This is a genomic window from Saccharothrix carnea (assembly GCF_003014735.1).
In the GTDB taxonomy this organism is placed as follows: domain Bacteria; phylum Actinomycetota; class Actinomycetes; order Mycobacteriales; family Pseudonocardiaceae; genus Actinosynnema; species Actinosynnema carneum.
The window spans coordinates 500,118-521,498 of record NZ_PYAX01000007.1; the positions used below are offsets into that span (position 1 = coordinate 500,118).

Consider the following 21,381-nt stretch of genomic DNA (forward strand, 5'->3'; position numbering starts at 1 on the left):
CACTGCCCGGGTCAGGCGGCGTACTGGTAGGCCGGGTAGGTGAGGTAGCCCGCGTCACCGCCCTGGTAGTAGGTGTCCGGGTCGACGGGCGCGATCGGCAGGCCCGTGCGGAGCCGTTCCACCAGGTCGGGGTTGGCGATGAAGGCACGACCGAAGCTGATCAGCTCCGCGCCCAGGCCGAGCCAGTGGTCGGCGGCGGTCCGGTCGGTCTGCTTCGGGCCCATCGGCATCACCGGGTTCATCACCAGGGTGCCCGGCCACGCGCGGCGCAGCCCGATCAGCACCTCCTCGTCGGCCGTCGCCTCCAGGTGCACGTAGGCGAGGTCGAAGCGGGCGAGCTCGGCGAGCAGGGCCGCGTACAGCCGCGGCACCTCGGTCTCCTCGACGCCCCAGAACGTGCCGCCGGGCGACAGCCTGATCGCGGTGCGGGCCGCGCCGATGGCGTCCACCGTGGCGGCGACCGCCTCGACGGCGAACCGGATGCGGTGGGCGATCGGGCCGCCGTAGGAGTCGGTGCGCAGGTTCGCGTTGGACGACAGGAACTGCGAGATCAGGTAGCCGTTCGCGCCGTGCAGTTCGACACCGTCGAACCCGGCTTCGACGGCACGCCGGGCGGCGTCGGCGTACGAGCGGGCGTGCTCGGGCACCTCGGAGGTGGCCAGGGCGCGGGGGATCGGCGCCGGCCGCGGTCCGTTCGGGGTGAACACGTCGCCCACGGCGGCGACGGCGGACGGTCCGACCGGCTGGAAACCGGTGGTGTCGGGGTGCGAGACCCGGCCGCCGTGCATGATCTGGGCGAAGATGCGCCCGCCGTTGGCGTGCACGGCATCGGTGACGGGACGCCAGGAGGCCACCTGCTCGTCGGTGTGCAGCCCCGGCGTGCCCGGGTTGGACTGCCCGACCAGGCTGGGCTGCACCCCCTCGGAGACGATCAACCCGGCGGTGGCGCGCTGGGCGTAGTAGGCCGCCATCGACGGGGTCGCGAGGCCACCGGCCGCGGCCCGGACCCGCGTCATCGGGGCCATCACGACCCGGTTGGGCAGGTCCAGGTGCCCGAGGCGGTAGCGGTCGAACAGCGTGGTCATGCCGGAACTCCTTCGTACTGGTCGAGGCCCTTCAGGGACCCGACGAGTACGCTAAAACCTGACGTCAATGTGAGAGGCAAGTCGTGCGGCCAGGGTCACAGCCGGGAGGGTGAGATGCGGATCGGCGAACTCGCGGCGCAGGCCGGGGTCAGCGTCCGTTCGCTGCGGTACTACGAGGAGCAGGGTCTGCTCCGCAGCACTCGCAGCGCCGGCGGGCAGCGGCAGTACACGGAGGGCGATGTCGAGCGGGTCGCGTTCGTCCAGCGCCTGTACGCGGCCGGGCTGTCCAGCCGCACCATCATCGAACTGCTGCCGTGCGTCGACTCGCCCAGCGACGAGAACTCCGACGCCGCGATGGAGCGCATGGCCAAGGAACGCGAACGGCTCTCCGCCCACATCGAAGAGCTGCTGCGCACCCGTGACGCGCTCGACGCCCTGATGGCCGTGGCCCAGGCATACCGCGACGCCCGCCGGGTCGCCGTTCGCGCCGGTTAGGGGTCGACCCGGTCCAGCGCCGCGCCGTCCCACGTGGTCTGCGTGCACGCCACACCACGCCCGTTCTTGGGACGCAGCACGTCGTAGATGTGCATGCGCGGGATCTTGTCGGACACGCCCCAGCCGCTCGGCCAGGTGATCACCCAGTCCATGTCGAGGTCCACCAGCAGGCCGAGCATGCGGGCGATCGTCGGGTCGTCCAGCCGCTCGAACGCCTCGTCCAGCAGCACCAGCCGCAGCGGTTCGAACTCGCCGCTGACCGCGTCGTAGAACGACGCCGCCGCCGCGAACAGCGTCACGTACGAGATGAGCCGCGTCTCGCCGGACGACAGCTGGCGCAACCGGCGTTCCCGCGGGTTGCCGTCCGGGCCGGTGTCGGCGACCGTGACGGTGAACTGGTGCCACGTGCGGTAGTCGAGGGCACGGGACAGGATCTCGGCGTAGTTGCCGGTGTGCGCGTCACGTTCGGCTTCGATGCGTTCGGTGAACACGCGGCGCAGCGTGGCGTCCTGCCCGGGATCCCGTTCCGCGTAGGGCAGGCGGACCAGCGCCAACGCGTCGCGGGTCTCCTCCTCCAACGCCGCCGACGGCTTCCACGCCAGCTTCACGTGCACACCCTGGCTGGAGCGTGCCTTGCCGAGCACCTCGTTCATCCGCTTGCACAGGTCCTCGGCGACCGCGATCTGCCCGCGCAGCCACTCGGCGAGATCGCGGATCAGGTAGTCGGCGAAGATGTTCTGGTACTGCTCGTCGAGGAAACCGCGCTGTTCGGCCAGTTTCGCGGTGACCTGGCGTGCGGCGACGGCGACCGGGCGGGCGCCTTCCTCGCCGGTGACCGTGACGGTGAGCAGGCCGACGTGCTGCTCGGCGGCGATGTCGTGACTGCCCGCGAGTGACGTCTGGAGCGCCTGGAGCTTGGTGATCACCGTCGCCTCGCCCGCGCCGCGCCGGTCGGAGGTCAGGAGCGCGGCGCGGACCGACGTGACGTCGTCGGGGACGTCCGGCAGTGCGGCGACGAGGATGCCCGGTGCCTGCACGGTGGCCTTGAAGTGCTCGGTCGCGCGGGTGAGGGCGTCTTTCGCGGAGGTGAGCTGTTCGGTTGAGGTTTCGAGTTGGGCGCTCAGCTTCGCGGCTTGCTCGCGCGCCGACGCGACCTGCTCCCGCACACCCTTGAGCTCATCGCGCATTTCCCGCCGTGAACGCTCCAAAGTGGACAGTTGCTCCGCGATTTCCCTCGCCTCACCGCCGATCGCGTCGGTCAGCTCGGCCAACGTCGACGCCTGCGACGCGTAATCGACGCACCGCGCCTCCGCATCGGCCTCCGCCGCCACCCGATCCTCCACCGCCGCGTGGTACCGGTGTGACGCGTCGGTCAGGTCGGCCACCGTGCCGCGGCACTGGCGGCGCAGCACATCCCCCAGCCGGTCCGCCGTCCGCTGCGCCTCGGCTGCCGCCTGCTGGGCCTGCTGCAGGCCGTCCGTGGTGGCGGGCAGGCCCGCGTCGCCGGCCTGTCGCACGACCTCGGCAGCCGCGGCCTCACCGCGCGCTTGGGCGGTCGCGAGCTCGTCGCGCAACTCCTCCGCGCGGCGGGCGGCGCGATCGGCGGATTCCTGCGCGGCCTGCAGGCGCCCGTGCCGGGCGACCAGTTCCCGGTCGGCGGGGAAGCGCTCAAGGTGCCCCTCCCACCGCTCGACCAGACCGTGCGCCGCCGCGAGGTCGGCCTCCGCCACGCCCAGTTCGGCGCGCAGGGCGGCCAGTTCGTCCTCCAGCTCCGCGATCCGGCGCCGGCGCGCCGCTTCCCGGGCACCCGCCCCGATGAACTCCGCCGCGTCCTTGTGCCAGGCACCGGTCAGCACGCCGGCCTGCCAACGCCCGTCCTCCGACACCGCGAACGCGGCAGGCGCCGATGCCAGGGCGCGCAGGGACACCGAGGCGAGCAACTCCGCCACCACCGCGGCCGGCACCGGCGAGTTCGGCTCGACGGCTGGGACGAGCACCGTCGCCAGGGACGGGCCGTCCACCGGGGTGCCGGGTACGGCCAGCACGTCGTGAGGCGCAGGCGCGAGTGCGGGTGCGGGTGCGGGCACGGAGGTGGCTGGCGCGTCGTCGGGCACGGCTGGCGCGGTGCCGGCGGGCGGGTCGTGGGGCGCGGGGTGCGCTGTCGGGTGGGTCGGGTCGGCGGCGGCTGGGGTGGTCGGGTCCGGATGGGTGGGGGTCGGGTGGGTTGGGGCAGGGGTGGTGGTTTCGGCGGGTCCGCTGGTTTTCAACCGAGGTACGAGAACAGTGTTTCCGTACATATTCGGGCCAGGTTCACCCGATTGTGTTCCGGTGACCCAGGCGTCCAGGAGGCCGGAAGCTTCCAGTGCCGCCTCCAAGCCCGCACGAGCGGAGTCGGCGACGGTCGGGTGGAAGTCGACCAGGCGGTAGAACGGGGCGCCGGTCGTGACGTCCCTGTCCGGTGCGGTGAAGCGGCCTCGGTCGGGGGTTTGGGCCGTTCCGGAGCGCAGGCCGGACAGTTCGGCGTCCAGGGTGTTGATCGACGTGATCAGGTCGGCCCGCCGCCGCACGACCGCGTGCGCCCCGTCACGAGCGGCCGTGACGAGAGGTGCCACCCACTCGCGGGCGGTGGTGGTGAGGGTTCGGGCGGCGGTCGGGTCGACCGACGCGGGTAGGGCGAGGCGGGAGTCGGGCTGGGTTTCGGCCAACGGGCCCGAGTCGCGCCACGACTCGACCTCGGCCAGCCAGCCCTGCGCCACCTCCGCCAGTTCCTGGGCCTCCTGGTTGCGCAGCGCCGCCGCCTCGGTCGCCGCGTGCTGCGCGTCCCGCGCCGTCTGCCGCAGGGCGTCCACCTGCCGCTGCGCCGCGTCCAACTCCGCCGCCTGCGCGGCCAGAGCCAGCGCCAACGCCCCGCGCTGCCGGGCCGACGAAGCGATCTCCGAAGCCCGAGCCGCCACGGCCTCCAGCGCGTCCGCGTCGACGTCGAACGCCGGCGGCACCCGCCGCTCGATCGGCAACGGCTCGGCTTCCGGGTCCGGCTTCGCCCGAACGGACTCCGTGCGCACCACAGCATCCAAAGTGGACACAGCAGGCACATCCGGCACCACGGCGGCGGGAAGACCGGCCACGCGCAAGTGGTGGCGCAACGGCTCGGCCAGCTCCCGCGCCGAACCCAAATCCTCGGCCAACCGCCGCAGCAGCCGCAGCACGCCGTCGACCGCGCCGTCCTCCTGCAACCGCTGCTTGTTCGCCATGTCCAACGCCGCCACCGCCGACGAACGCTTCTCCGCCACCAGCTTCTCGCGCGTCTGCAAGTCCTGCAGGTCGCGGAACGCCGGCAGTTCCTTCAACGCACCGATGGTCTCCTCGGCCCGCTGCTCACCGGCCTCCAACGACGCCAGAGACGCCTCCGCCGCCGCACGCGCGGCCAGCGTCTCCTCCAACGACGCCGACAGCCGGGCCGCCGCGCGCTCCAGCTTCCGCACCCCGTCCTCGGCACCGCCCAACCGCTCCGCCGCCGCCCGCAAGCCGCCGAACGCGTAGTCCGAGTACGTCTTCAGGAACGTCCCCAGCGCCGCGTCGGCCGCCGACAGCCGGGTGATGTTCTCCCGGATCGACTCCAGGTCGTCGAACGACGTCGCCAGCTGCTCGACCATCGCCGCGTCCAACGGCGGCAGCGCGTCGGACAGGATCTGCTCCAGCTGCCCTTCCAGCACCTTCAGCCCGACGTCCGGGTTGCGCAGCGTCCGCTGCAGGTGCAGCAGGTCGCCGTACCGGGCCGCGGGCACGCCGTAGACGGTCTCGGCGACGCGCGCCCGGAACGCCGCCTCCTCCAGCACGCAGTCCGCGCCGATCAGGTCGCGCAGCTGCGCCGGACCGAGCGGTGTGCGGTCCGGGCCGACCAACGTCAAGCCGTGCCCGACGCGGGAAGACGTGATGAACCGCCAGGAGTCGGTGATCGCCTGCGACGTCTTGGACGCCTTCACCCCCAACCCGCAGGTCAGGTACTCGCCGTCACCGCGGGTCAGCTCCACCCACGCGTACCCGATCCGATTGGGCCCGCCGTCGTAGTCGTCCAGCATGAGCCGCCGCAGCGACACCGTGTCGAAGCCCTTGGAACCGACCTGCCTCAGGTCGCCGTCCAGGCACAGCGGCAGCAGCAGCTCCAGCGTGCGCGACTTGCCGGACCCGTTGGTGCCCTGGAAGATCGCGCGCCCACCGGAGAAGTCGAACGCCTGCTCGGTGTACTGCCAGATGTTGACGATGCCGCCCCTGTGCAGCCGCCACCTGTTCACGCGGTCTCCTCATCGAACAACGACCAGCTGGGCACGTCCGGCACGACCACCGGCTCCACTTCGCGTTCCGGGTCGCCGTCCGGCGACGGCAGCCACCGGTGCGCCGCGGCGCCGAGCAGCCACTCCCCCTCGGAGTGCACCGCCAACCCCATGCGGCGCAGCAGTTCCAGCACCTCGGCGACCAGCCGGTCCAGGTCGTCGGTGAACTGCTTGGACCACGCGGTCGGGTAGTCCTCGACCAACCGCGAGCACACCTCGCGCAACTGAGCCGGCATCACGACGTGCCGCCCATCGGAGGGACGCGGGTCGGACTCCAGCAACTCGGGCAGCGCCAGCAGCGCGATCCGCGCCACCGTGGACGTGCCGGGGAAGTACAGGTCGGTCAGGTAGTCCTCGGGGTCGGCCGCGAGCACGCCCTCGACCCGGCACTCGGTGTGCAGGCCGAAGCACGTCTCCAGCAGCGCGGACTCCTTGCGCTGGTTGCGCCGCAACCACTCGGCCTGCTCGGCCGGCAGGTCCGCGTACAGCACGACGGGGTTCTCCACCAGCTTGCGCCGCACCGCGTGCTCGACACCGCGCGGACCGGGCCGGGCGGCCAGCTCGACCAGCCGTTCGGGCGACGACGCCTCCGCCACCGGCCCGGTGAACAACTGGCCGAGCAGGTCGGTGTCGATGGTGATCAACGCCTCGGTGTGCACGTCCACCGTGCCCTCGGTCTCGTGCAACACGCCCAACGACACCAGGTGCCGCAACGCCGCCGTCAACGCCCGCCGGTCGGCCACGTCGTCCACGACGGTCAACCCGGCCTCCACCGCCGCCGCACGGATGTCCGCGACCAGCCGCGACAGCAACGTCTGCCGCCCGATCCCGGTCAGCACCGCCGCCGTCAGCGCCACGTACGCGTACCCGCGCGGCGACATGCCGAGCACGCCGCGCGAGTCGTCGGGGCCCGGCCCGGCCTTGTAGAGCCGCGCGAACCGCCGTTCCACCACGAGCCGGTAGCCCAGCAGCCGGGCGAACAGGTCCTGCAACGCCGCGCGGTGCCGGTGGACCAGCGCGACCAGCTCGCCGTCCGGTCCGTCCGCGCGCAGCAACGGCCGCCGCAGCAGCGTGCGGGCGCAGCGCACCACGTTCGCCGCGTCGATCTCGGAGAGGTCGTCGAACATCAGTCGAGCACCAACGTCGAGTCGTGCAGCGTCAACGTCCCCGCCGCGGACCGGATCCGCGTGGAACGACCGGCCGCGTGCGCCACCGTCACGCGCAGTCCCCGCACGGGGTCGGTCGCCGAACCGGAGTCGTCCGCCGTGTCCCGCTGCGCCATCGCCAACGTCAGCAGCTCGCACAGCACCCCGAGCGCTTCACCGGACAACGTCGTCTCGGCCAACCGGGGCGCCGCCGCCGCCAGCTCCGCCACCGACGCGGCCCGCCGTTCGTCGGCCTCCCGCGCCTCGGCCAGCAGCGACTGCTCGGTCATCGGGTCGTCCAGGATCCGCGACGTCCGCCCGCGCGCACCCCGGTCGCCGCGGCTGCGCACGCTCACCTGCACGTCGACCACCGGCCCGTCCCGCCACGTTGTGCGCTCGTTGTCGCTGTCGTGCTCGGGCGCCGGTGACACGTGCCGCGCCGAGTACAGCCCGAACGCCGCCGCGTACAGCTCGTGCGCCTGCTCACGCGTGCCCGAGTCGAACCACCCGGCCAGCTTCAGCAGCTCGGCCCGCCTGCTCGGCAGCAGCCCGCCACCGGACGTCGCCCGCTTCACGCTCGCCAGCAGCGACCCGATCGCGCGCGCCGTCGCCTCGCGCAGCGCCGTCACCTGGCTCGGCCGCCCAGGGCGGTCCACGAACCAGTCGGTCAGCTCCTGCCAGTCCTCCGCCGACCGTCCCCGGGCGCGTTCGACCTGGTCACCGAGGTCGGCCCGGCCCAGCAGGCGCAGCAGCTCCGACCGCGCCGAGTTCACCCGGGCCAGGGCGTCGGCGATGGCCGGGGTGTGCCGCAGCACGTCCTCCACGACCATCTGGATGTACTCGACCAGCAGGTTGCGGAACCCGGAGATCTCCTCGGCCGCCAGGTGGTGCCGCGTCACGACCTGCCCGAGGTAGGCGTAGAAGTCGCGCACGGTCGCGGCCAGCTCGGCGTGCTGCAGGAACAGCGTGGTGACCTGCTCGGCCAGCACCTCGCGGGTGCGGGGCGCGCCACTGATCAACGCCTCCGACAGCGACCGGCCCAGCCGGTCCAGGCCGCGCTCCACGGCGGGCAGCAGCTCCCGCGACACCTCACGGGCACCCTCGGGCACGCGCAGCAGCTCGTCCACGTCCCGCTGCACCCGGACTGCGAGCTTGCTGACCTGGTAGCGGACGCTGCCGTGCTGGAACTCGGCGATGCTCGACGCCACCACCTCGCGCCTGCCCTGCACCAGGTTGCCCCACTCGACCAGCTGCCGGAGCCGGTTGACCACGTTCTCGATGCGCGACTCGCCCGGCTCGACCCGGCCCTCCCGCTCGGCGCCCGCCAACGCGCCCGCGACCTCGCCCGCGGACAGGTCGGCCAGCAGCGTCGACGTGAACAGCCGCATGATCGCCAGGTAGGTGCGCTGGTGATCACGGGCGTCCAGGTACGCGTAGAGCTTGAGGCGGCCGGCTGGTTCCACGGTGCGCCACCCTAATGCGGCGGTCCGACACGTGCGGGCTACCGTGCCCGTGTGAGTCTGGGGCGCGCGGTGGGGTTGGTGCTGGGCGTGGCCGCTGACGCGGTGTTCGGCGACCCCAAGAGGTATCACCCGGTAGCGGGATTCGGCCGTGCGGCGGCGGCACTGGAGCGCAGGCTGTACCGCGACCACCAGGTGGGCGGTGCGGCGCACACGGCGGTGCTCGTCGGCGGCACGGTCCTGGCCGGGGTGGCGGTGGAGCGGCTCGGCAAGCGCAGCCCGGTGTTCCAGGCGCTGACCACGGCCGCGGCCACGTGGGTCGTGCTCGGCGGGTCGTCGTTGGCCGACGAGGGCACCGCGATGGGCCGGGAGCTGGACGGCGGCGACCTCGAAGCGGCGCGCAATCGTTTGCCCAACCTGTGCGGGCGCGAACCGCGGAAGCTGGACACGATGGGCCTGGCGAAGGCGACCGTCGAGTCCGTGGCGGAGAACACGTCCGACGCCGTGGTGGCGCCCCTGTTCTGGGGCGCGGTCGCGGGCGTGCCCGGCCTGCTCGGCTACCGCGCGGCGAACACCCTCGACGCCATGGTCGGCCACCGCAACGAGCGGTACCGGCGGTTCGGCTGGGCCGCGGCCCGGCTGGACGACGTGGCGAACCTGCTGCCGTCACGGCTGGCCGCGCTGCTCACGACGGCCGGCGCACCGGTGGTCGGCGGGTCGGCGGGCGAGGCGTGGCGGACGTGGCGGCGGGACGCGGCGGCGCACCCCAGCCCCAACGCCGGTCAGGTCGAGGCGGCGTTCGCGGGCGCGTTGGAGGTCCGGCTGGGCGGCCGCACGGTGTACGCGCACGGCGCGGAGGACCGGCCGGTGCTCGGGCACGGCCGCAACCCCGACGCCGGTCACGTCACGCGGGCCGTGGAGCTGTCGCGGGTGGTCGGCGCGTCGGCGGCGGCCGTGACCGCCGTCATCGCGCTCGCGCGGCCCGGTCTTCGTCTTCGGCGAGTTGTTCGGCGACGGACTTCCGCCTGACCTTCGCGGTGCCCGCGTCTTCCCGCAGCGCACCGCCGGGGCGGATCTCGCGCACGGTGAAGTACAGCCAGCCGCCCAGCGCCATCGCGCCGAACGCGATCCACTGCAACGCGTAGGAGAAGAACGGGCCCGCGTCGAGCTTCGGCAGCGGCAGGGCCTCCGCCACGCCGGGCTGGCCCTCGGTGAGCTGGAAGTAACCCGGTCGCAGGTCGAGCCCGGCGGCCCGGCCCACCACGGCGGCGTTCACCGAGTACACCTGCCGGTGCTCGTCCTCCTGGAACGCGTCCCGGTTGTCCGACTCGTCCCGGCGGGCCAGCGCGACCAGCGTCACGTCACCGGTCGGCACGGGCTTGAGGTCGGGCACCTTGATGCCGTTGACCGGTCGCACGTAACCCCGGTCGACCAGCACGGTCGGCCCATTGGCCAGCCGGAACGGCGTCAGCACCTCGAACGCCGCCTCACCCTGCACGGTCCGCAGCCGCGCCACCGCCTGCCCGTCCGGCAGGTAGCGGCCGGTCAGCGTGACGCGTCGCCACTCGACCTCGGCGTTGGGCCGGTCGAGGAGCGTCGTCACCGGCACCGGGTCGGTCCGCAGGGACGAGGTGACCGCGTCGTTCTGCGCGTCGCGCTCGGTGTCGCGGTCGAACTGCCAGGGCGCGAGCAGCGTGAAGCACGCGCCCGCGAACACCCAGACGGCCAGCGTCAACGCCAGCCAGCCGGGCTGCAACAGGAACCTCAACCGCACGTGACCACGGTAAGCCCTAGGCCGTTGTGACCTGCACCCGGTCGAAGCGGGCGGTGAAGCCGGGGCCGGTGGGCGCGGCCACCATCACGCCGACCATCGTCTCCGCCGCGGGCGGGAAGTACGCCAGCCGCAGCAGGGTCGTCGGCTCGGTGTCGCCCACGCCGTAGCGGACGGTCACCGCGTCGCCCTCGCGCACCGCGGCGATCGTGACGCGGCCGACGCGCCCGGCCGGCACCACGGACCAGTCGGAGAAGTCCCTGGTCACGACCGTGCTGACCTGGAACTCGTCGTCCACGAGCTCGACACCGGCCTTGATCCAGTTGCGGTCGTCGAGCCAGAGCGCGATGCCGGCCTGGTCGTACTGGGCGGCGTAGTCCGCGGTGAAGGAGGCGGCGATGGTGAAGTCGCCGGTCAGCGGCACCCCGAGCACGTGGCCGCTGTCGCGGTCGTAGCCGTAGTGGGTGGTGCGCCAGAAGTCGGTCTCCGGGTCGCTGGTGACGGTCAGGCCGTCTTCAGTGGTCCAGGTGCGCGGCTCGTTGAGCCACCGCCAGTCGTCGCGGTCGAACGCCGTGATGCCGGTCGTGATCCCCATGCGGTCATGATGGCAGCGAACGGGCCGCCGACAAGGCCTGTTGGGCGTAGCCGCGGCCGAACAGCACGGCGTGCACGAGCAGCGGGAACAGCTGGTGCAGCGGTAGGCGGTCACGCCACCCGTCCGCGAGTGGTGCGGCCTCGTGGTAGGCGGCGAGGACGCGGTCCAGGTGGGGGCAGCCGAACAGGGCGAGCATGGCCAGGTCGGTCTCCCGGTGGCCGCCGTGCGCGGCCGGGTCGATGAGCCACGCGCGACCGTCCGCGGCCCAGTGCACGTTGCCGCTCCACAGGTCGCCGTGCAGGCGGGCGGGCGGTTCGTCCGGGGCCTGGACCCGGACGTCCTCGATGGTGCGGGCTTCGGCCGGGGTCAGCGTGCCCGCGTCGAGGGCGAGCTTGGTGTAGGGGGCGATCCGGTGTTCGGTGAACCACTCGGCCCAGTTGTGGTTTCCGGATGGGGTGTTGCGCATCGGTGCGAGGCCGATCGAGGCGTCGGTCGGGCCGCCCGGGGGTGGGGCGCCGAAGGCCGGTGCGCCGGAGGCGTGGAGGGCCGCCAACCGGCGGCCGAACTCCTCGGCGGCGGTGGGGGTCGGGTGGCCCGGTTCGATCCGGTCCATCACCAGCCAGGGGCCGGCGTGGTGGCGGAGGCGGGGGAGGGGTGGGGCTGCTTCGGCGGTGGCCAGCCAGGTGAGGGAGGTCGCTTCGGCCAGGGCGGCGTTCGGGGTGTCGTGTCGTTTGACGACTGCTTGGGTGCCGTCTGGTAGGTGGGCTTCCCAGACGGTGCCGCCGAGGGGGCGGAGGGAGGTTGGTGGCAGGCCGGTCAGCTGCTCGGTCGCGGCTTGTGCGGATTGCGCGGTCTGTGCGGCTTCTGCGGCGTGCGTGGTCTGGGCGGCGTGCGTGGGGCCGCGGTTGTCCACAGGCGCTCCCTTGGTTCGGCGGTTGTCCACAGGTGGGGGGCGCTTCCCAAGCCGTCTGGGTCGGGCGGCAGGTGTGGAGTGCGGGTGCGGGGAGGCGCCGGTGTGTCGAGGGGGAGGGAGGTGCGGTGGGGTCCCGGAGAGTGGTTCGAACAGGGGTTCGGTGATGAAGCTCGCGTGGGGCGGGCGAGGGCTCGGGGGGTGGGGGTCAGAGGTGTTCGCGGACCCAGGCCAGTAGGCCGGGGACGGCGGCCTCGACCATTTCCACCACGAGGTCGAAGCCGGGTTTGTCGCCGTAGTAGGGGTCGGGGACGTCGGTGCCGTCGGCGTTCGGGTCGAACGAGCGCAGCAGGCGGACCCGTTCCGGGTTGGCGACCATTCGCCGCAGTGCTCGGGCGTGGCCCGAGTCCAGTGCCACCAGCAGGTCGGCGTCCAGGTGGTTCTCGTCGACCTGGGCGGCGACGTGGTCGGTCGGGTAGCCGTTGTCCGCCAACGACTTCGCGGCGCGCGGGTCGGCCGGGTCGCCCACGTGCCAGCCGCCGGTGCCCGCGCTGGTCACCTCGACCAGGTCACCCAGGCCGGCCCGGTGCAGGTGCTCCCGGAATATGATCGCGGCCACCGGGGAGCGGCAGATGTTGCCGGTGCAGATGAACGAGACGGTCAGCGCCACGGCGGGTCAGTCTGCCAGGTCCGGGCGCTCGGAGGGCCGTTCGCGGTGGGGGTCGGAGCGATGTCCGTGGTGTGGGTCGTTGTGCTGCTCGTGGTCTTGGTGGTCGTCGGGGTGGTGGTGCGCCGCCGGTCGTGGCCGGAGACGCCCGCGTTCGCCCGACCACGGCCCGTGACATCGCCTGGTGGGCTGGCTCCCGACCCGAACGCCGGATTCTTCACGCACCGCCGTTTCCTGTTCCGAAAAAGGCATTTCTTCGTCGGCACGGGGTGCCCGCCGGTGCCGGTCGCTGATTTCTCGTCACTCGACGTGTTGCGTCGGGAACAGCCTGTGCGCATTGCCCGGTACGGCATTCGGGTGTGGTGGTGGTTCGGGGAGGATTTCTACCGTGAGGCGGTCGGCTTGGGTGCCGACGACGTGCGAGCATGGGTGCGGGAGCGGGATCGGAAGCGGTTGGCCCGGCAGGACCGGGCCCGGCTGCTGTCAGCGGCGGAAGAGAGTCTGCGAAAGCGTGATAGCGAGTAACGAGCTGGCCCGCGATTCCGACGCCAATGGTGTGGGGAATGTGTCGGGAAGGAATGTGAATGACGCGCACAAGCGGCGGGCGGCGGGTTCGTCCGTCCAATTCGGAGCCGTCGACGCGGAGACCGGGCGGCGAGCGGTCATGACGGAGCCGCCGCTGTGCCGTGCCGGGAGGTGCGAGGTGCCCTCGGTCGCGCACTTGGTGCTGAGCCTCGCGCTGGTGTTCTTCGCGGTCGCGGTCTCGATGCTCTGACGGTCGTCTCAGCGGGCTCTCAGGTCGGGCGTTGGACGATCACCGTGTGTCCACAGCGCAGACGACCATGCCGACCATGCCGGCGCTCGCCAGGGCGTTGCCGAGGGTCGAGGACGAGATCCGGGCCCTGGCGACGTCGTCGTCCCTGCCGATCGTGAACGACTTCTCCGGCCGCATCACCGCGGCCGGCGGGAAGCGGCTGCGTTCGGTGCTGGTGCTGTCCGGGTCGCTGGCCGTGTCCGGCGCGATCACCGACAAGGCCGTCACCGCCGCGGCCTGCGTCGAACTGCTGCACGCCGGTTCCCTGGTGCACGACGACCTGATGGACAACGCCGAGGAACGGCGCGGCGTGCGCACGGTCAACGCGGACTGGGGCACCGGCCCGGCCGTGCTGGTCGGCGACTTCATGCTGGCCCGCGCCAGCCAGGCCGCGCTGGACCGGATCTCGCCGTTCGCCGCGAGCAGGCTCGCCCAGGCCGTGACCGACCTGGTCGAGGGGCAGGTGCTGGAGGTCGTCGACCTCTACGACGCGCACCGCAGCCCCGAGAACGCCCTGCGGTCCATCGAGCTGAAGACGGGCGCGCTGTTCGAGGTGGGGTGCGTGCTGGCCGCGCACTGCGCCGACGCCGACGACGAGACCACCGCCGGGATGGCCCGGTTCGGCGGGCTGTTCGGGTTGATGTTCCAGATCCTCGACGACCTGCTCGACTTGGCGTCGACGTCGCAGCGGCTGGGCAAGCCGGTCGGCAACGACCTCCGCCAGGGCGTCTACACGTTCCCGCTGCTGCAGGTGTTGACCGACGACCAGCGCACGCTGCTCGCCACGCGCGGCCGTGAGCTGACCGACGCGGAGGTGGCCGGGCTGCTCGCGGAGCTGCGGCAGACCAGCCTGGTCGCGGACACGCTCGCGCACTGCACGTCGCTGGCCGCGCAGGCGGTGCACGCGCTGCCGGACCTGCCGGAGTCGGAGGCGCTGGGCATCCTGCGCGAGCTGCCGGGCGCCTACCTCGACTGGGCCGCCTCGCAGATCGGGTAGAGCGCGGGTCGCCCGGCGCGGATCGCCTAGACTCGCGGCGATGACCAGCCAGGATTCCGGCCGGGCGCTGCTGCGCCACCACGGGGACGTCGACGCCGCGCCCGGGCTCGCGGACTTCGCGGTGAACGTGCGGCTGCCCGCGCCGCCGCCGTGGCTGCGGGAACGGCTGGTCGCCGCGCTCGACGGGCTCGGCTCCTACCCGGCCGCCGCCGCCGACGAACGCGCCCGCGCCGCCGTCGCCGCCCGGCACGGCCGCTCCCCCGACGAGGTGCTGGTCCTCAACGGCGCCGCCGAGGGCTTCGCGCTGCTGCCGAACCTGCACCCGTGCCTGGCCGCGGTGGTGCACCCGTCGTTCACCGAGCCCGAGGTGGCGTTGCGGGACGCGGGCGTGCCGGTGCAGCGCGTGCAGCTGTGGCCCGAGGACGACTACGGGCTGCGGCCCGACCTGGTGCCCGACGAGGCCGACCTGGTGGTGCTGGGCAACCCGACCAACCCGACGTCCGTGCTGCACCCGGCGGACGTCGTGGCGTCGCTGAGCAGGCCCGGCCGGGTGCTCGTGGTGGACGAGGCGTTCGCCGACACCATCCCTGGCGAGCCGGAGTCGCTGGCCGGCCGCGCCGACTTGCCGGGGCTGCTGGTGCTGCGCAGCCTGACCAAGACGTGGGGCCTGGCGGGACTGCGCGCGGGCTACCTGCTCGGCGCGCCGGAGCTGCTGGCCAAGCTCGCGCTGCCCCGGCCGCAGTGGCCGGTGGGCAGCCTGGTGCTGGAGGCCGTCACGGCGTGCTGCGAGCCGTCTGCCGTGGCGGAGGCCGAGGAGCTGGCCCGCCAGGCCCGGGAGCACACCGCGCACGCCGTCGCCCGGCTGGGCGATCTGGTGGTCGTGCCGCCGGACGCGCCGTTCGTGCTGCTGCGCGTGCCGCAGGGCGAGTGGGTGCGGGAGGCGTTGCGGGACAAGGGGATCGCGGTGCGGCGCGGTGACACGTTCCCCGGCCTGACGCCCGACCACCTGCGGGTCGCGGTCCGCGCGCCCGAAGAGTTCGCGCTGCTGGTGGACGCCCTGCGAGTCGTGCTGGAGGAGCTGTGACCACCCTCGGGGACGTGCTGGCCGCGCTGGAGGCCGCCTACCCGCCCGCGACCGCCGAGTCCTGGGACGCGGTCGGCCTCGTCTGCGGTGACCGCGCCGAGCCGGTGTCGAAGGTGCTGTTCTGCGTCGACCCGGTCGAGTCCACAGTGGACGAGGTGCTGGAGGTGGGCGCGCAACTGCTGGTGGCGCACCACCCGCTGATGCTGCGCGGCGTCACCGGCGTGCCCGCCGACGACCCGAAGGGCGGGCTGGTGCACCGGCTCATCCGCGCCGGCGTCGCCCTCTACACCGCGCACACCAACGCCGACGCGGCCAACCCCGGCGTCTCGGACGCCCTGGCCGACGCCCTCGGCCTGCGGGTCACCGGGCCGCTGGTGCCCGCCGACGAGGGCGCCGACACCGGCATCGGCCGCATCGGCGAACTGGACCACCCCGAACCGCTGCGCGACTTCGCCCGACGCGTCGCCGAAGCCCTGCCCACGACGGCGTGGGGCGTGCGCGCGGCGGGTGATCCGGACCGGCCCGTGCGCCGGGTCGCGGTGTGCGGCGGCGCGGGCGACAGCTACCTGACCGCCGCGGCACGCGCGGGCGTGGACGCCTACGTCACCGCGGACCTGCGCCACCACCCGGCGGGCGAGCACTTGGCCGCCGGTGGGCCCGCGCTGGTCGACGTGGCCCACTGGGCCAGTGAGTGGCCGTGGTGCGGACAGGCGGCGCACGTCGTGCGCACCGCCCTCGGCGGTACCGTCGAAGTCCTCGTCTCGACCCGCCGGACCGATCCGTGGACCGTAGGCGTGACGAGCCGAACAGGAGGATCTCAGTGAAAGCCGATCCCGCCGTGCAGCGCAGGCTGCTCGACCTCGCGCAGGTCGACGCCGAACTGTCGCGCGTCACCCATCGGCGCCGCACGCTGCCCGAGATCGCGGAGATCGCCGAGGCGGAGAAGCAGTTCCGCGCCAAGCAGGACGCGCTGACGACGATCGAGACGACGCTGGGCGACCTCAACCGCGAGGTCAAGCGGCAGGAGACCGAGATCGACCAGGTCCGGGCCCGCGAGGAGCGCGACCGCAAGCTGCTGCAGGGCGGCTCGGTCGGCGCCAAGCAGCTCACCGACCTGGAGCACGAGCTGGCCACCCTCGGCCGCCGCCGCGGCGCGCTGGAGGACGACCTGCTGGAGCTGATGGAACGCCGGGAGGCCGTCGAGGCCGACATCCAGCACGCCCGGGTCGCGCTGGACAAGGCGCAGGAGGCGCTGTCCGACGCGGCACGCCGCCGCGACAGCGCGCTGGCCGACCTGGAGTCGACCGAGACCAAGCGCACCGCCGACCGCAAGCTCATGACGGGCCAGTTCCCGGAGCCGCTGCTGGCGTTGTACGAGCGGGTGCGCAAGCAGAAGAACATCGGCGCGGCGCTGCTGCAGTCACGGCGCTGCGGCGCGTGCCGCATCGAACTGGACCGCAACGCGTTCGCCAAGGTCAAGGAGTCGGCGGCGGACGAGGTCATCCAGTGCGAGGAGTGCGGCGCGATCATGGTGCGCACCGGGGAATCGGGTCTGTGAAGGTCCTCGTCGAGGCCGACGGCGGTTCGCGCGGCAACCCCGGGCCCGCCGGGTACGGCGCCGTCGTGCTGGACGCGGCGGGCGCGGTGCTGGCCGAGCGGTCCGAGGGCATCGGCGTCGCGACGAACAACGTGGCCGAGTACCGGGGCCTCATCGCGGGTCTGCGGGCGGCGGCGGAGCTCGGCGCGTCCGAGGTGGACGTGCGGATGGACTCCAAGCTCGTGGTCGAGCAGATGTCCGGCCGTTGGAAGGTCAAGCACCCGTCCATGCAGCCGCTCGTCGCCGAGGCGCGGGAAGTCGCGCGGGCGTTCGACCGGGTCGGCTACACGTGGATCCCGCGTGAGCGCAACCAGCGCGCCGACCGGCTCGCGAACCTGGCGATGGACGACCAGGCCGGCGTTCCCCGGAAGGAACAGGCGCAGCCGGAGAAGGCCGTCCGGCCGGAGCCGCGGCAGCCGGACGCGGCGACCCAGTCACCGGTGTCGTGGACCGGCGCGGTGGGCGAGCCGACCCGGCTGTACCTGCTGCGGCACGGGCAGACGGAGCTGTCGGTGGCCCGCCGCTACTCCGGCCGCGGCAACCCGCCGCTGACCGAGGTCGGCCGCGGGCAGGCCGAGGCCGCCGCGCGCCGGCTGGCCAAGGTCGAGGGCCTGGACGCGGTCGTGTCGTCGCCGCTGGGGCGCGCCCGGGAGACGGCGCGTGCCGTGGCTTCGGCCACCGGCGCCGAGCTGACCTGGGACGACGACCTGATCGAGACCGACTTCGGCGCGTGGGAGGGCCTCACCTTCGCCGAAGCCGCCGAACGGGACCCCGACGTGCACCGGCGGTGGCTCGGCGACCCGTCCGTGCCCGCGCCCGGCGGTGAGAGCTTCGAGCAGGTGCACCACCGGGTGCGGCGGGCGCGCAACGCCGTCGTGTCCCGCTTCGGCGGCGCGAACGTCGTCGTGGTCAGCCACGTCACGCCGATCAAGTGCCTGCTGCGGATGGCGTTGGACGTCGGCCCGTCGCTGCTGTTCCGGCTGCACCTCGACCTCGCGTCGTTGTCGGTGGTCGAGTTCTACCCGGACGGGCACGCGTCCGTGCGGCTGGTCAACGACACGTCGCACCTGGGTTAGCCGGCGGGGCGCAGCCGGGTCCGCTCGCGCCGGAACCGGGCCTCCTCGACCGCCAGCGCGAACCGGTCCACCGCGCCGCGAATCGCCTCGGCGGCTTTCGGCGCGATGGTCCCGTCCTCGATGTCCGGGTCGAGCACGAATTCGCCGCGCAGCACCGAGTCCGCGCCTTTCCCGGCGAGCAGCGGGTTCAGCGCGTAGTCCATCGCGACCAGGAATCCCTGGCTGCCGCCCGTCGCCAGCGGCAGGATCACCCGGCCGCGCAGCGCTTTCTTCGGCAACAGGTCGACCAGCGCTTTCACCAGCCCGCTGTAGGCGGCGCGGTAGACCGGGCTGGCGACCACGATGCCGTCCGCGCGCAGCACGGCGGCGACCGCGTCACCGATCTCGGGGTCCCGCAGGTCCTCGGTGAGCAGCGGCAACGTCGGCAGTTGCCGCACGTGCACGGTGCGCACCGCGTACCCGGCCTCGATCAGCAGGCGCTCGACGTGCGAGACCACGATGCCGGTCCGGGACGTCGGCGACGGGCCGCCGGAAATCATCAGAATGGAGGACATGGGTCGCTGACACCTTTCGAGAAAAGGCTCGGAGTACGAGGTAAAAACTGTCAGCGACAACAGATCGCGGCGGCGGTTCGGCCGAAGTCGACGTGCCGGCGGCGGGTGAGTCCCCCGATTCCTGCCATGGTTTCGAGTAGAGCAGCAAAGTCCACATCACGACAAGGTTTCGCCGACCTGGTTCCACAGCCTGGGAACGCGCCGGTATCCTGGTGGCGCGGATGAGTCGGCAGGGCGGCCGCGTCGGCGGTGCGCGAGCCCCGTCGCCGAGGAAAGTCCGGACTCCACAGGGCAGGGTGGTTGTCAACGGCAACCAGGGGCGACCCTCGGGACAGTGCCACAGAGAACAGACCGCCCCGGTGCGAGCCGGGGTAAGGGTGAAACGGTGGTGTAAGAGACCACCAGCGTCCCCGGTGACGGGAACGGCTAGGTAAACCCCACCCGGAGCAAGGCCAAGAGGGTGCCCCAGGGCACCTGCGCAGGCGTTCGAGGACGGCCCGTCCGATGCCTGCGGGTAGGCCGCAAGAGCCTGTCGGCAACGGCAGGCCGAGATGGATGGCCGCCGAACGGGACCGCCGCGAGGCGCCCGGGAACAGAATCCGGCTTACATGCCGGCTCATCCGCCCTTTCCGCCCATCGGGCGCGTCCATTCGCCGTTCCCGGGACTGTCGGGTGCACTCCTCCGCCTGTAGATCCCTTGTGCGCCACCGGCGTTACACGAATGAGTCCGTTCGAGTGGTTGTCGGTATCAACCCCGGCCGGCCGGCGTCCTCCCCGCAGACCACGGGCCCTGCCCCGCGGTACCACGAGGAGGGAACCGCATGTCCACCAACAGCAGGCGCGCCGCCACGGTGGTGGACGCCCGGCTGCCCGAGCCCGGCCCGGACCCAGCCGGCGTCCGTGACGTGGGCGACCGTGGGCCCGATCGGCTCCGGTGGCCTGGCCGACTTCGACGACTACTCCTGGAACAAGGGCCCGGTCGGCCCGGACGCGCTGCCGACGTACGGCTACTGGCGGATCTCCGGCGCCGGCTGACCCGGCACGCGTGAGCCGAGGGGGTCCCTTCCCCACTGGGGGTGGAAGGGACCCCTTCACTTCGAGAGTCCAACGCTCACGCGCCGAGAGTCGTCCCCTCACCGCCCGCGTGTCCTACGTTCGCGTCACGCGTGTCCTACGTTCGGAACACCCGAGTTGAACACTCAGCACAAGATCGACTGTGCTGAGCGTTCAACTCGGGGTACGTGAACGTAGGACACGCGCGTTCCGAACGTAGGACACGCGCGGGGTGAGGGGACGACTCTCGCGCTCAGGTGCGGCGGGACGGGCGGCCCGGGGGCATCCGGAAGACCGGGCGGAACGCGGCGCCGCCGTTGTAGCGGCGCTCCAGCTCGGCCACGTAGGCCTCGACGGCCGGGTTCACGATGTCGGCCAGGCTGCGCACGCCGGCCTCCGCCTCGTACGCCGCCAGGTAGGTCGCCGCCGCCCGCGCCCGCTCCAGCACGTCCTGGTCGAAGTTCACCGTCCGCTGCACCCGCCGCCCGGTTTGCCGGTCCACCCCGGTAACCTGATCACTGCCCGAGACGGTCACGGAGACGGTGATTTCGTTCACTCCACCGGCTGGTTCGGGCACGGCCTCGGGCGGCTGGGTCATCGGCGAGCCTCCTCGGCGTCGTCACTCCGGCCTGCGGACCGTTCGGGTGCCCGTCGCTCGGCTGGACGGGGGAGTCGACGTGGCCGGCGGGAAGTGGGCTGGAGGTCGTGCACACTGTGCGTGACCAGGGGGTTCGCAGTCGGGTGAACTATCTCAGCAATCGGGAGAATCCGGGGACGTCGGTTCTCCACCGGCTCGCCCCGAACGATGATGGCTGTGGTCAGATTAGACGTAATCGAGTGCCAGGGGAACGGTTATTGATCTACCCACCGCTAGCCGGCCGATACACCTCGTGACGAAGACGTGTTCTACTCGATAGCGCACCAACCGGACGGGCACCCCTCGGCCCGCCCGGCGAAGTCCTGCGTACTCAGGAGTACGAGATGACCGCCATGACCCTGGTAACACTCGCCCAGCAGCCGCCCGCCCTGGGCACAGGCGGGGTGCGCCAGTGGATCCTCGACAACCTGGTCCCCCTCCTCTTGTTGACCGTCGCGGTGCTGCTGCTCTGGCTCGGCGGCGGCAAGGGCGACAACGCCGGGGTCATGCGCCGCCTGGGCGGCGTCATCATCGCGTTGGCGATCATCGGTCTGGCCGTCACCACGAACGCGGGCGCCAACATCGGCCAGTGGATCGCCGGCCTGTTCACCGGCGGGTGACCCTTGCGGGTACGCACTGACGACGAGGTCTACCGGGTCGACGCCGTCTGGCTCGGCCCGCCCAAAGCAACCTTCCCGTGGCGTGCGCGATACGTCGCGTGGGGTGTCGGCATCGTGGTGTTCCTGCTGGTGACCGCGATCCAGCGGCAGCTCGGGTTCGGCTTCGACTTCATCACCACCGGCTGGGGATTCGTCGCCACGATCTTCCTGACCAGGGTCATCTGCTCGCGGATCAGTCACGAGCGCCCGCTGTCGTCCGTCACGGCGATGTGGGTGCGCGAGCTGACCGCGCCGCGGGAGACCACCTCGGGCCGGGGTGGCGCGGCCAGCGCGGCGCGGATCCGGGTCAACGCCCAACGCCCTCGAAAACGTCACAAGAAGGCGGCGAAACGCGCGAGCGCCGCCGGCCGATCCCAGCACCGCGGGCAGCAAGACCGCCGTCAGAAGGAGGTGCGCGGTGTTCGGACGCCGGCGTGACCGTGACCGACGA

Annotated in this window: 21 protein-coding genes and 1 other RNA gene; 12 read left to right on the forward strand and 10 right to left on the reverse strand. The window is 72.6% G+C overall.

The features are described from left to right. Positions 1–11: 11 nt before the first annotated feature. Positions 12–1,085, reverse strand: coding sequence for an alkene reductase (locus B0I31_RS23405; protein ID WP_106617476.1), 1,074 nt, complete (start codon positions 1,083–1,085; stop codon positions 12–14). Between the two features lie 114 nt (positions 1,086–1,199). On the opposite strand from B0I31_RS23405, the gene B0I31_RS23410 reads away from it, so the two are divergent. Beyond that, positions 1,200–1,580 carry a MerR family transcriptional regulator gene (locus tag B0I31_RS23410; protein WP_106617477.1) on the forward strand — a complete coding sequence of 127 codons (381 nt, stop codon included), beginning with the start codon at positions 1,200–1,202 and terminating at the stop codon, positions 1,578–1,580. Here B0I31_RS23410 and B0I31_RS23415 read toward each other — a convergent pair. From B0I31_RS23415 to B0I31_RS23425, 3 genes are read right to left on the reverse strand one after another with little or no spacing between them, the layout of a single operon-like run. Continuing rightward, positions 1,577–5,872 (reverse strand): SbcC/MukB-like Walker B domain-containing protein, encoded by a 4,296-nt coding sequence (locus B0I31_RS23415; RefSeq protein ID WP_106617478.1) that lies wholly within the window; start codon positions 5,870–5,872, stop codon positions 1,577–1,579. The genes B0I31_RS23410 and B0I31_RS23415 overlap by 4 nt on opposite strands. Beyond that, a complete protein-coding gene (locus B0I31_RS23420) occupies positions 5,869–7,038 on the reverse strand; it encodes a TIGR02678 family protein (RefSeq protein ID WP_106617479.1) in 1,170 nt (389 codons plus the stop codon). The genes B0I31_RS23415 and B0I31_RS23420 overlap by 4 nt, the downstream gene beginning before the upstream one ends. Next, positions 7,038–8,519, reverse strand: coding sequence for a DUF2397 domain-containing protein (locus tag B0I31_RS23425; protein ID WP_106617480.1), 1,482 nt, complete (start codon positions 8,517–8,519; stop codon positions 7,038–7,040). The genes B0I31_RS23420 and B0I31_RS23425 overlap by 1 nt, the downstream gene beginning before the upstream one ends. A 51-nt stretch (positions 8,520–8,570) precedes the next feature. Between B0I31_RS23425 and B0I31_RS23430 the strand changes: the two genes are divergently transcribed. Continuing rightward, on the forward strand, positions 8,571–9,545 hold the full coding sequence (locus B0I31_RS23430; protein WP_106617481.1) for a cobalamin biosynthesis protein: 975 nt from the start codon (positions 8,571–8,573) through the stop codon (positions 9,543–9,545). On the opposite strand, the gene B0I31_RS23435 is transcribed toward B0I31_RS23430, so the two are convergent. The 4 genes from B0I31_RS23435 to B0I31_RS23450 form a co-directional block, all read right to left on the reverse strand. Beyond that, complete coding sequence (locus B0I31_RS23435; RefSeq protein WP_106617482.1) at positions 9,481–10,290, reverse strand: SURF1 family cytochrome oxidase biogenesis protein; 810 nt, start codon at positions 10,288–10,290, stop codon at positions 9,481–9,483. The two genes, B0I31_RS23430 and B0I31_RS23435, sit on opposite strands and share 65 nt — an antisense overlap. Before the next feature lie 16 nt (positions 10,291–10,306). Then, positions 10,307–10,882, reverse strand: coding sequence for a DUF1349 domain-containing protein (locus B0I31_RS23440; RefSeq protein ID WP_106617483.1), 576 nt, complete (start codon positions 10,880–10,882; stop codon positions 10,307–10,309). Between the two features lie 4 nt (positions 10,883–10,886). Further along, positions 10,887–11,702 (reverse strand): fructosamine kinase family protein, encoded by an 816-nt coding sequence (locus tag B0I31_RS23445; RefSeq protein WP_106617575.1) that lies wholly within the window; start codon positions 11,700–11,702, stop codon positions 10,887–10,889. 298 nt (positions 11,703–12,000) lie between these two features. Continuing rightward, on the reverse strand, positions 12,001–12,456 hold the full coding sequence (locus B0I31_RS23450; protein ID WP_106617576.1) for a low molecular weight protein-tyrosine-phosphatase: 456 nt from the start codon (positions 12,454–12,456) through the stop codon (positions 12,001–12,003). A gap of 66 nt (positions 12,457–12,522) precedes the next feature. On the opposite strand from B0I31_RS23450, the gene B0I31_RS23455 reads away from it, so the two are divergent. From B0I31_RS23455 to B0I31_RS23485, 6 genes are all read left to right on the forward strand, one after another. Beyond that, a complete protein-coding gene (locus B0I31_RS23455; protein WP_146173913.1) occupies positions 12,523–12,984 on the forward strand; it encodes a hypothetical protein in 462 nt (153 codons plus the stop codon). Positions 12,985–13,280: 296 nt separating this feature from the next. Then, positions 13,281–14,270 (forward strand): polyprenyl synthetase family protein, encoded by a 990-nt coding sequence (locus B0I31_RS23465; RefSeq protein WP_245950275.1) that lies wholly within the window; start codon positions 13,281–13,283, stop codon positions 14,268–14,270. 40 nt (positions 14,271–14,310) lie between these two features. Further along, positions 14,311–15,354, forward strand: coding sequence for an Rv2231c family histidinol phosphate aminotransferase CobC (gene cobC, locus B0I31_RS23470; protein ID WP_106617486.1), 1,044 nt, complete (start codon positions 14,311–14,313; stop codon positions 15,352–15,354). Beyond that, a complete protein-coding gene (locus B0I31_RS23475) occupies positions 15,351–16,178 on the forward strand; it encodes a Nif3-like dinuclear metal center hexameric protein (RefSeq protein ID WP_106617487.1) in 828 nt (275 codons plus the stop codon). The genes cobC and B0I31_RS23475 overlap by 4 nt, the downstream gene beginning before the upstream one ends. Next, positions 16,175–16,912 carry a zinc ribbon domain-containing protein gene (locus B0I31_RS23480; RefSeq protein ID WP_106617488.1) on the forward strand — a complete coding sequence of 246 codons (738 nt, stop codon included), beginning with the start codon at positions 16,175–16,177 and terminating at the stop codon, positions 16,910–16,912. Before B0I31_RS23475 ends, B0I31_RS23480 begins: the two co-directional genes overlap by 4 nt. Beyond that, on the forward strand, positions 16,909–18,027 hold the full coding sequence (locus B0I31_RS23485) for a bifunctional RNase H/acid phosphatase (RefSeq protein ID WP_181320290.1): 1,119 nt from the start codon (positions 16,909–16,911) through the stop codon (positions 18,025–18,027). The genes B0I31_RS23480 and B0I31_RS23485 overlap by 4 nt, the downstream gene beginning before the upstream one ends. On the opposite strand, the gene B0I31_RS23490 is transcribed toward B0I31_RS23485, so the two are convergent. Continuing rightward, positions 18,024–18,581, reverse strand: coding sequence for an NAD(P)H-dependent oxidoreductase (locus tag B0I31_RS23490; protein ID WP_106617490.1), 558 nt, complete (start codon positions 18,579–18,581; stop codon positions 18,024–18,026). The genes B0I31_RS23485 and B0I31_RS23490 overlap by 4 nt on opposite strands. Before the next feature lie 222 nt (positions 18,582–18,803). Between B0I31_RS23490 and rnpB the strand changes: the two genes are divergently transcribed. Beyond that, positions 18,804–19,204: RNase P RNA component class A (gene rnpB, locus B0I31_RS23495), an RNA gene on the forward strand. 112 nt (positions 19,205–19,316) lie between these two features. Next, complete coding sequence (locus B0I31_RS42955; RefSeq protein ID WP_342751494.1) at positions 19,317–19,616, forward strand: DUF6345 domain-containing protein; 300 nt, start codon at positions 19,317–19,319, stop codon at positions 19,614–19,616. 271 nt (positions 19,617–19,887) lie between these two features. Here the strand turns inward: B0I31_RS42955 and B0I31_RS23500 are convergent, their stop codons facing one another. Continuing rightward, positions 19,888–20,232, reverse strand: coding sequence for a hypothetical protein (locus B0I31_RS23500; RefSeq protein ID WP_106617491.1), 345 nt, complete (start codon positions 20,230–20,232; stop codon positions 19,888–19,890). Between the two features lie 383 nt (positions 20,233–20,615). Between B0I31_RS23500 and B0I31_RS23505 the strand changes: the two genes are divergently transcribed. Both B0I31_RS23505 and B0I31_RS23510 read left to right on the forward strand, forming a co-directional pair. Further along, positions 20,616–20,891 (forward strand): hypothetical protein, encoded by a 276-nt coding sequence (locus B0I31_RS23505; RefSeq protein ID WP_053721548.1) that lies wholly within the window; start codon positions 20,616–20,618, stop codon positions 20,889–20,891. Between the two features lie 3 nt (positions 20,892–20,894). Continuing rightward, a complete protein-coding gene (locus B0I31_RS23510; RefSeq protein ID WP_106617492.1) occupies positions 20,895–21,368 on the forward strand; it encodes a hypothetical protein in 474 nt (157 codons plus the stop codon). Positions 21,369–21,381: the final 13 nt, after the last annotated feature.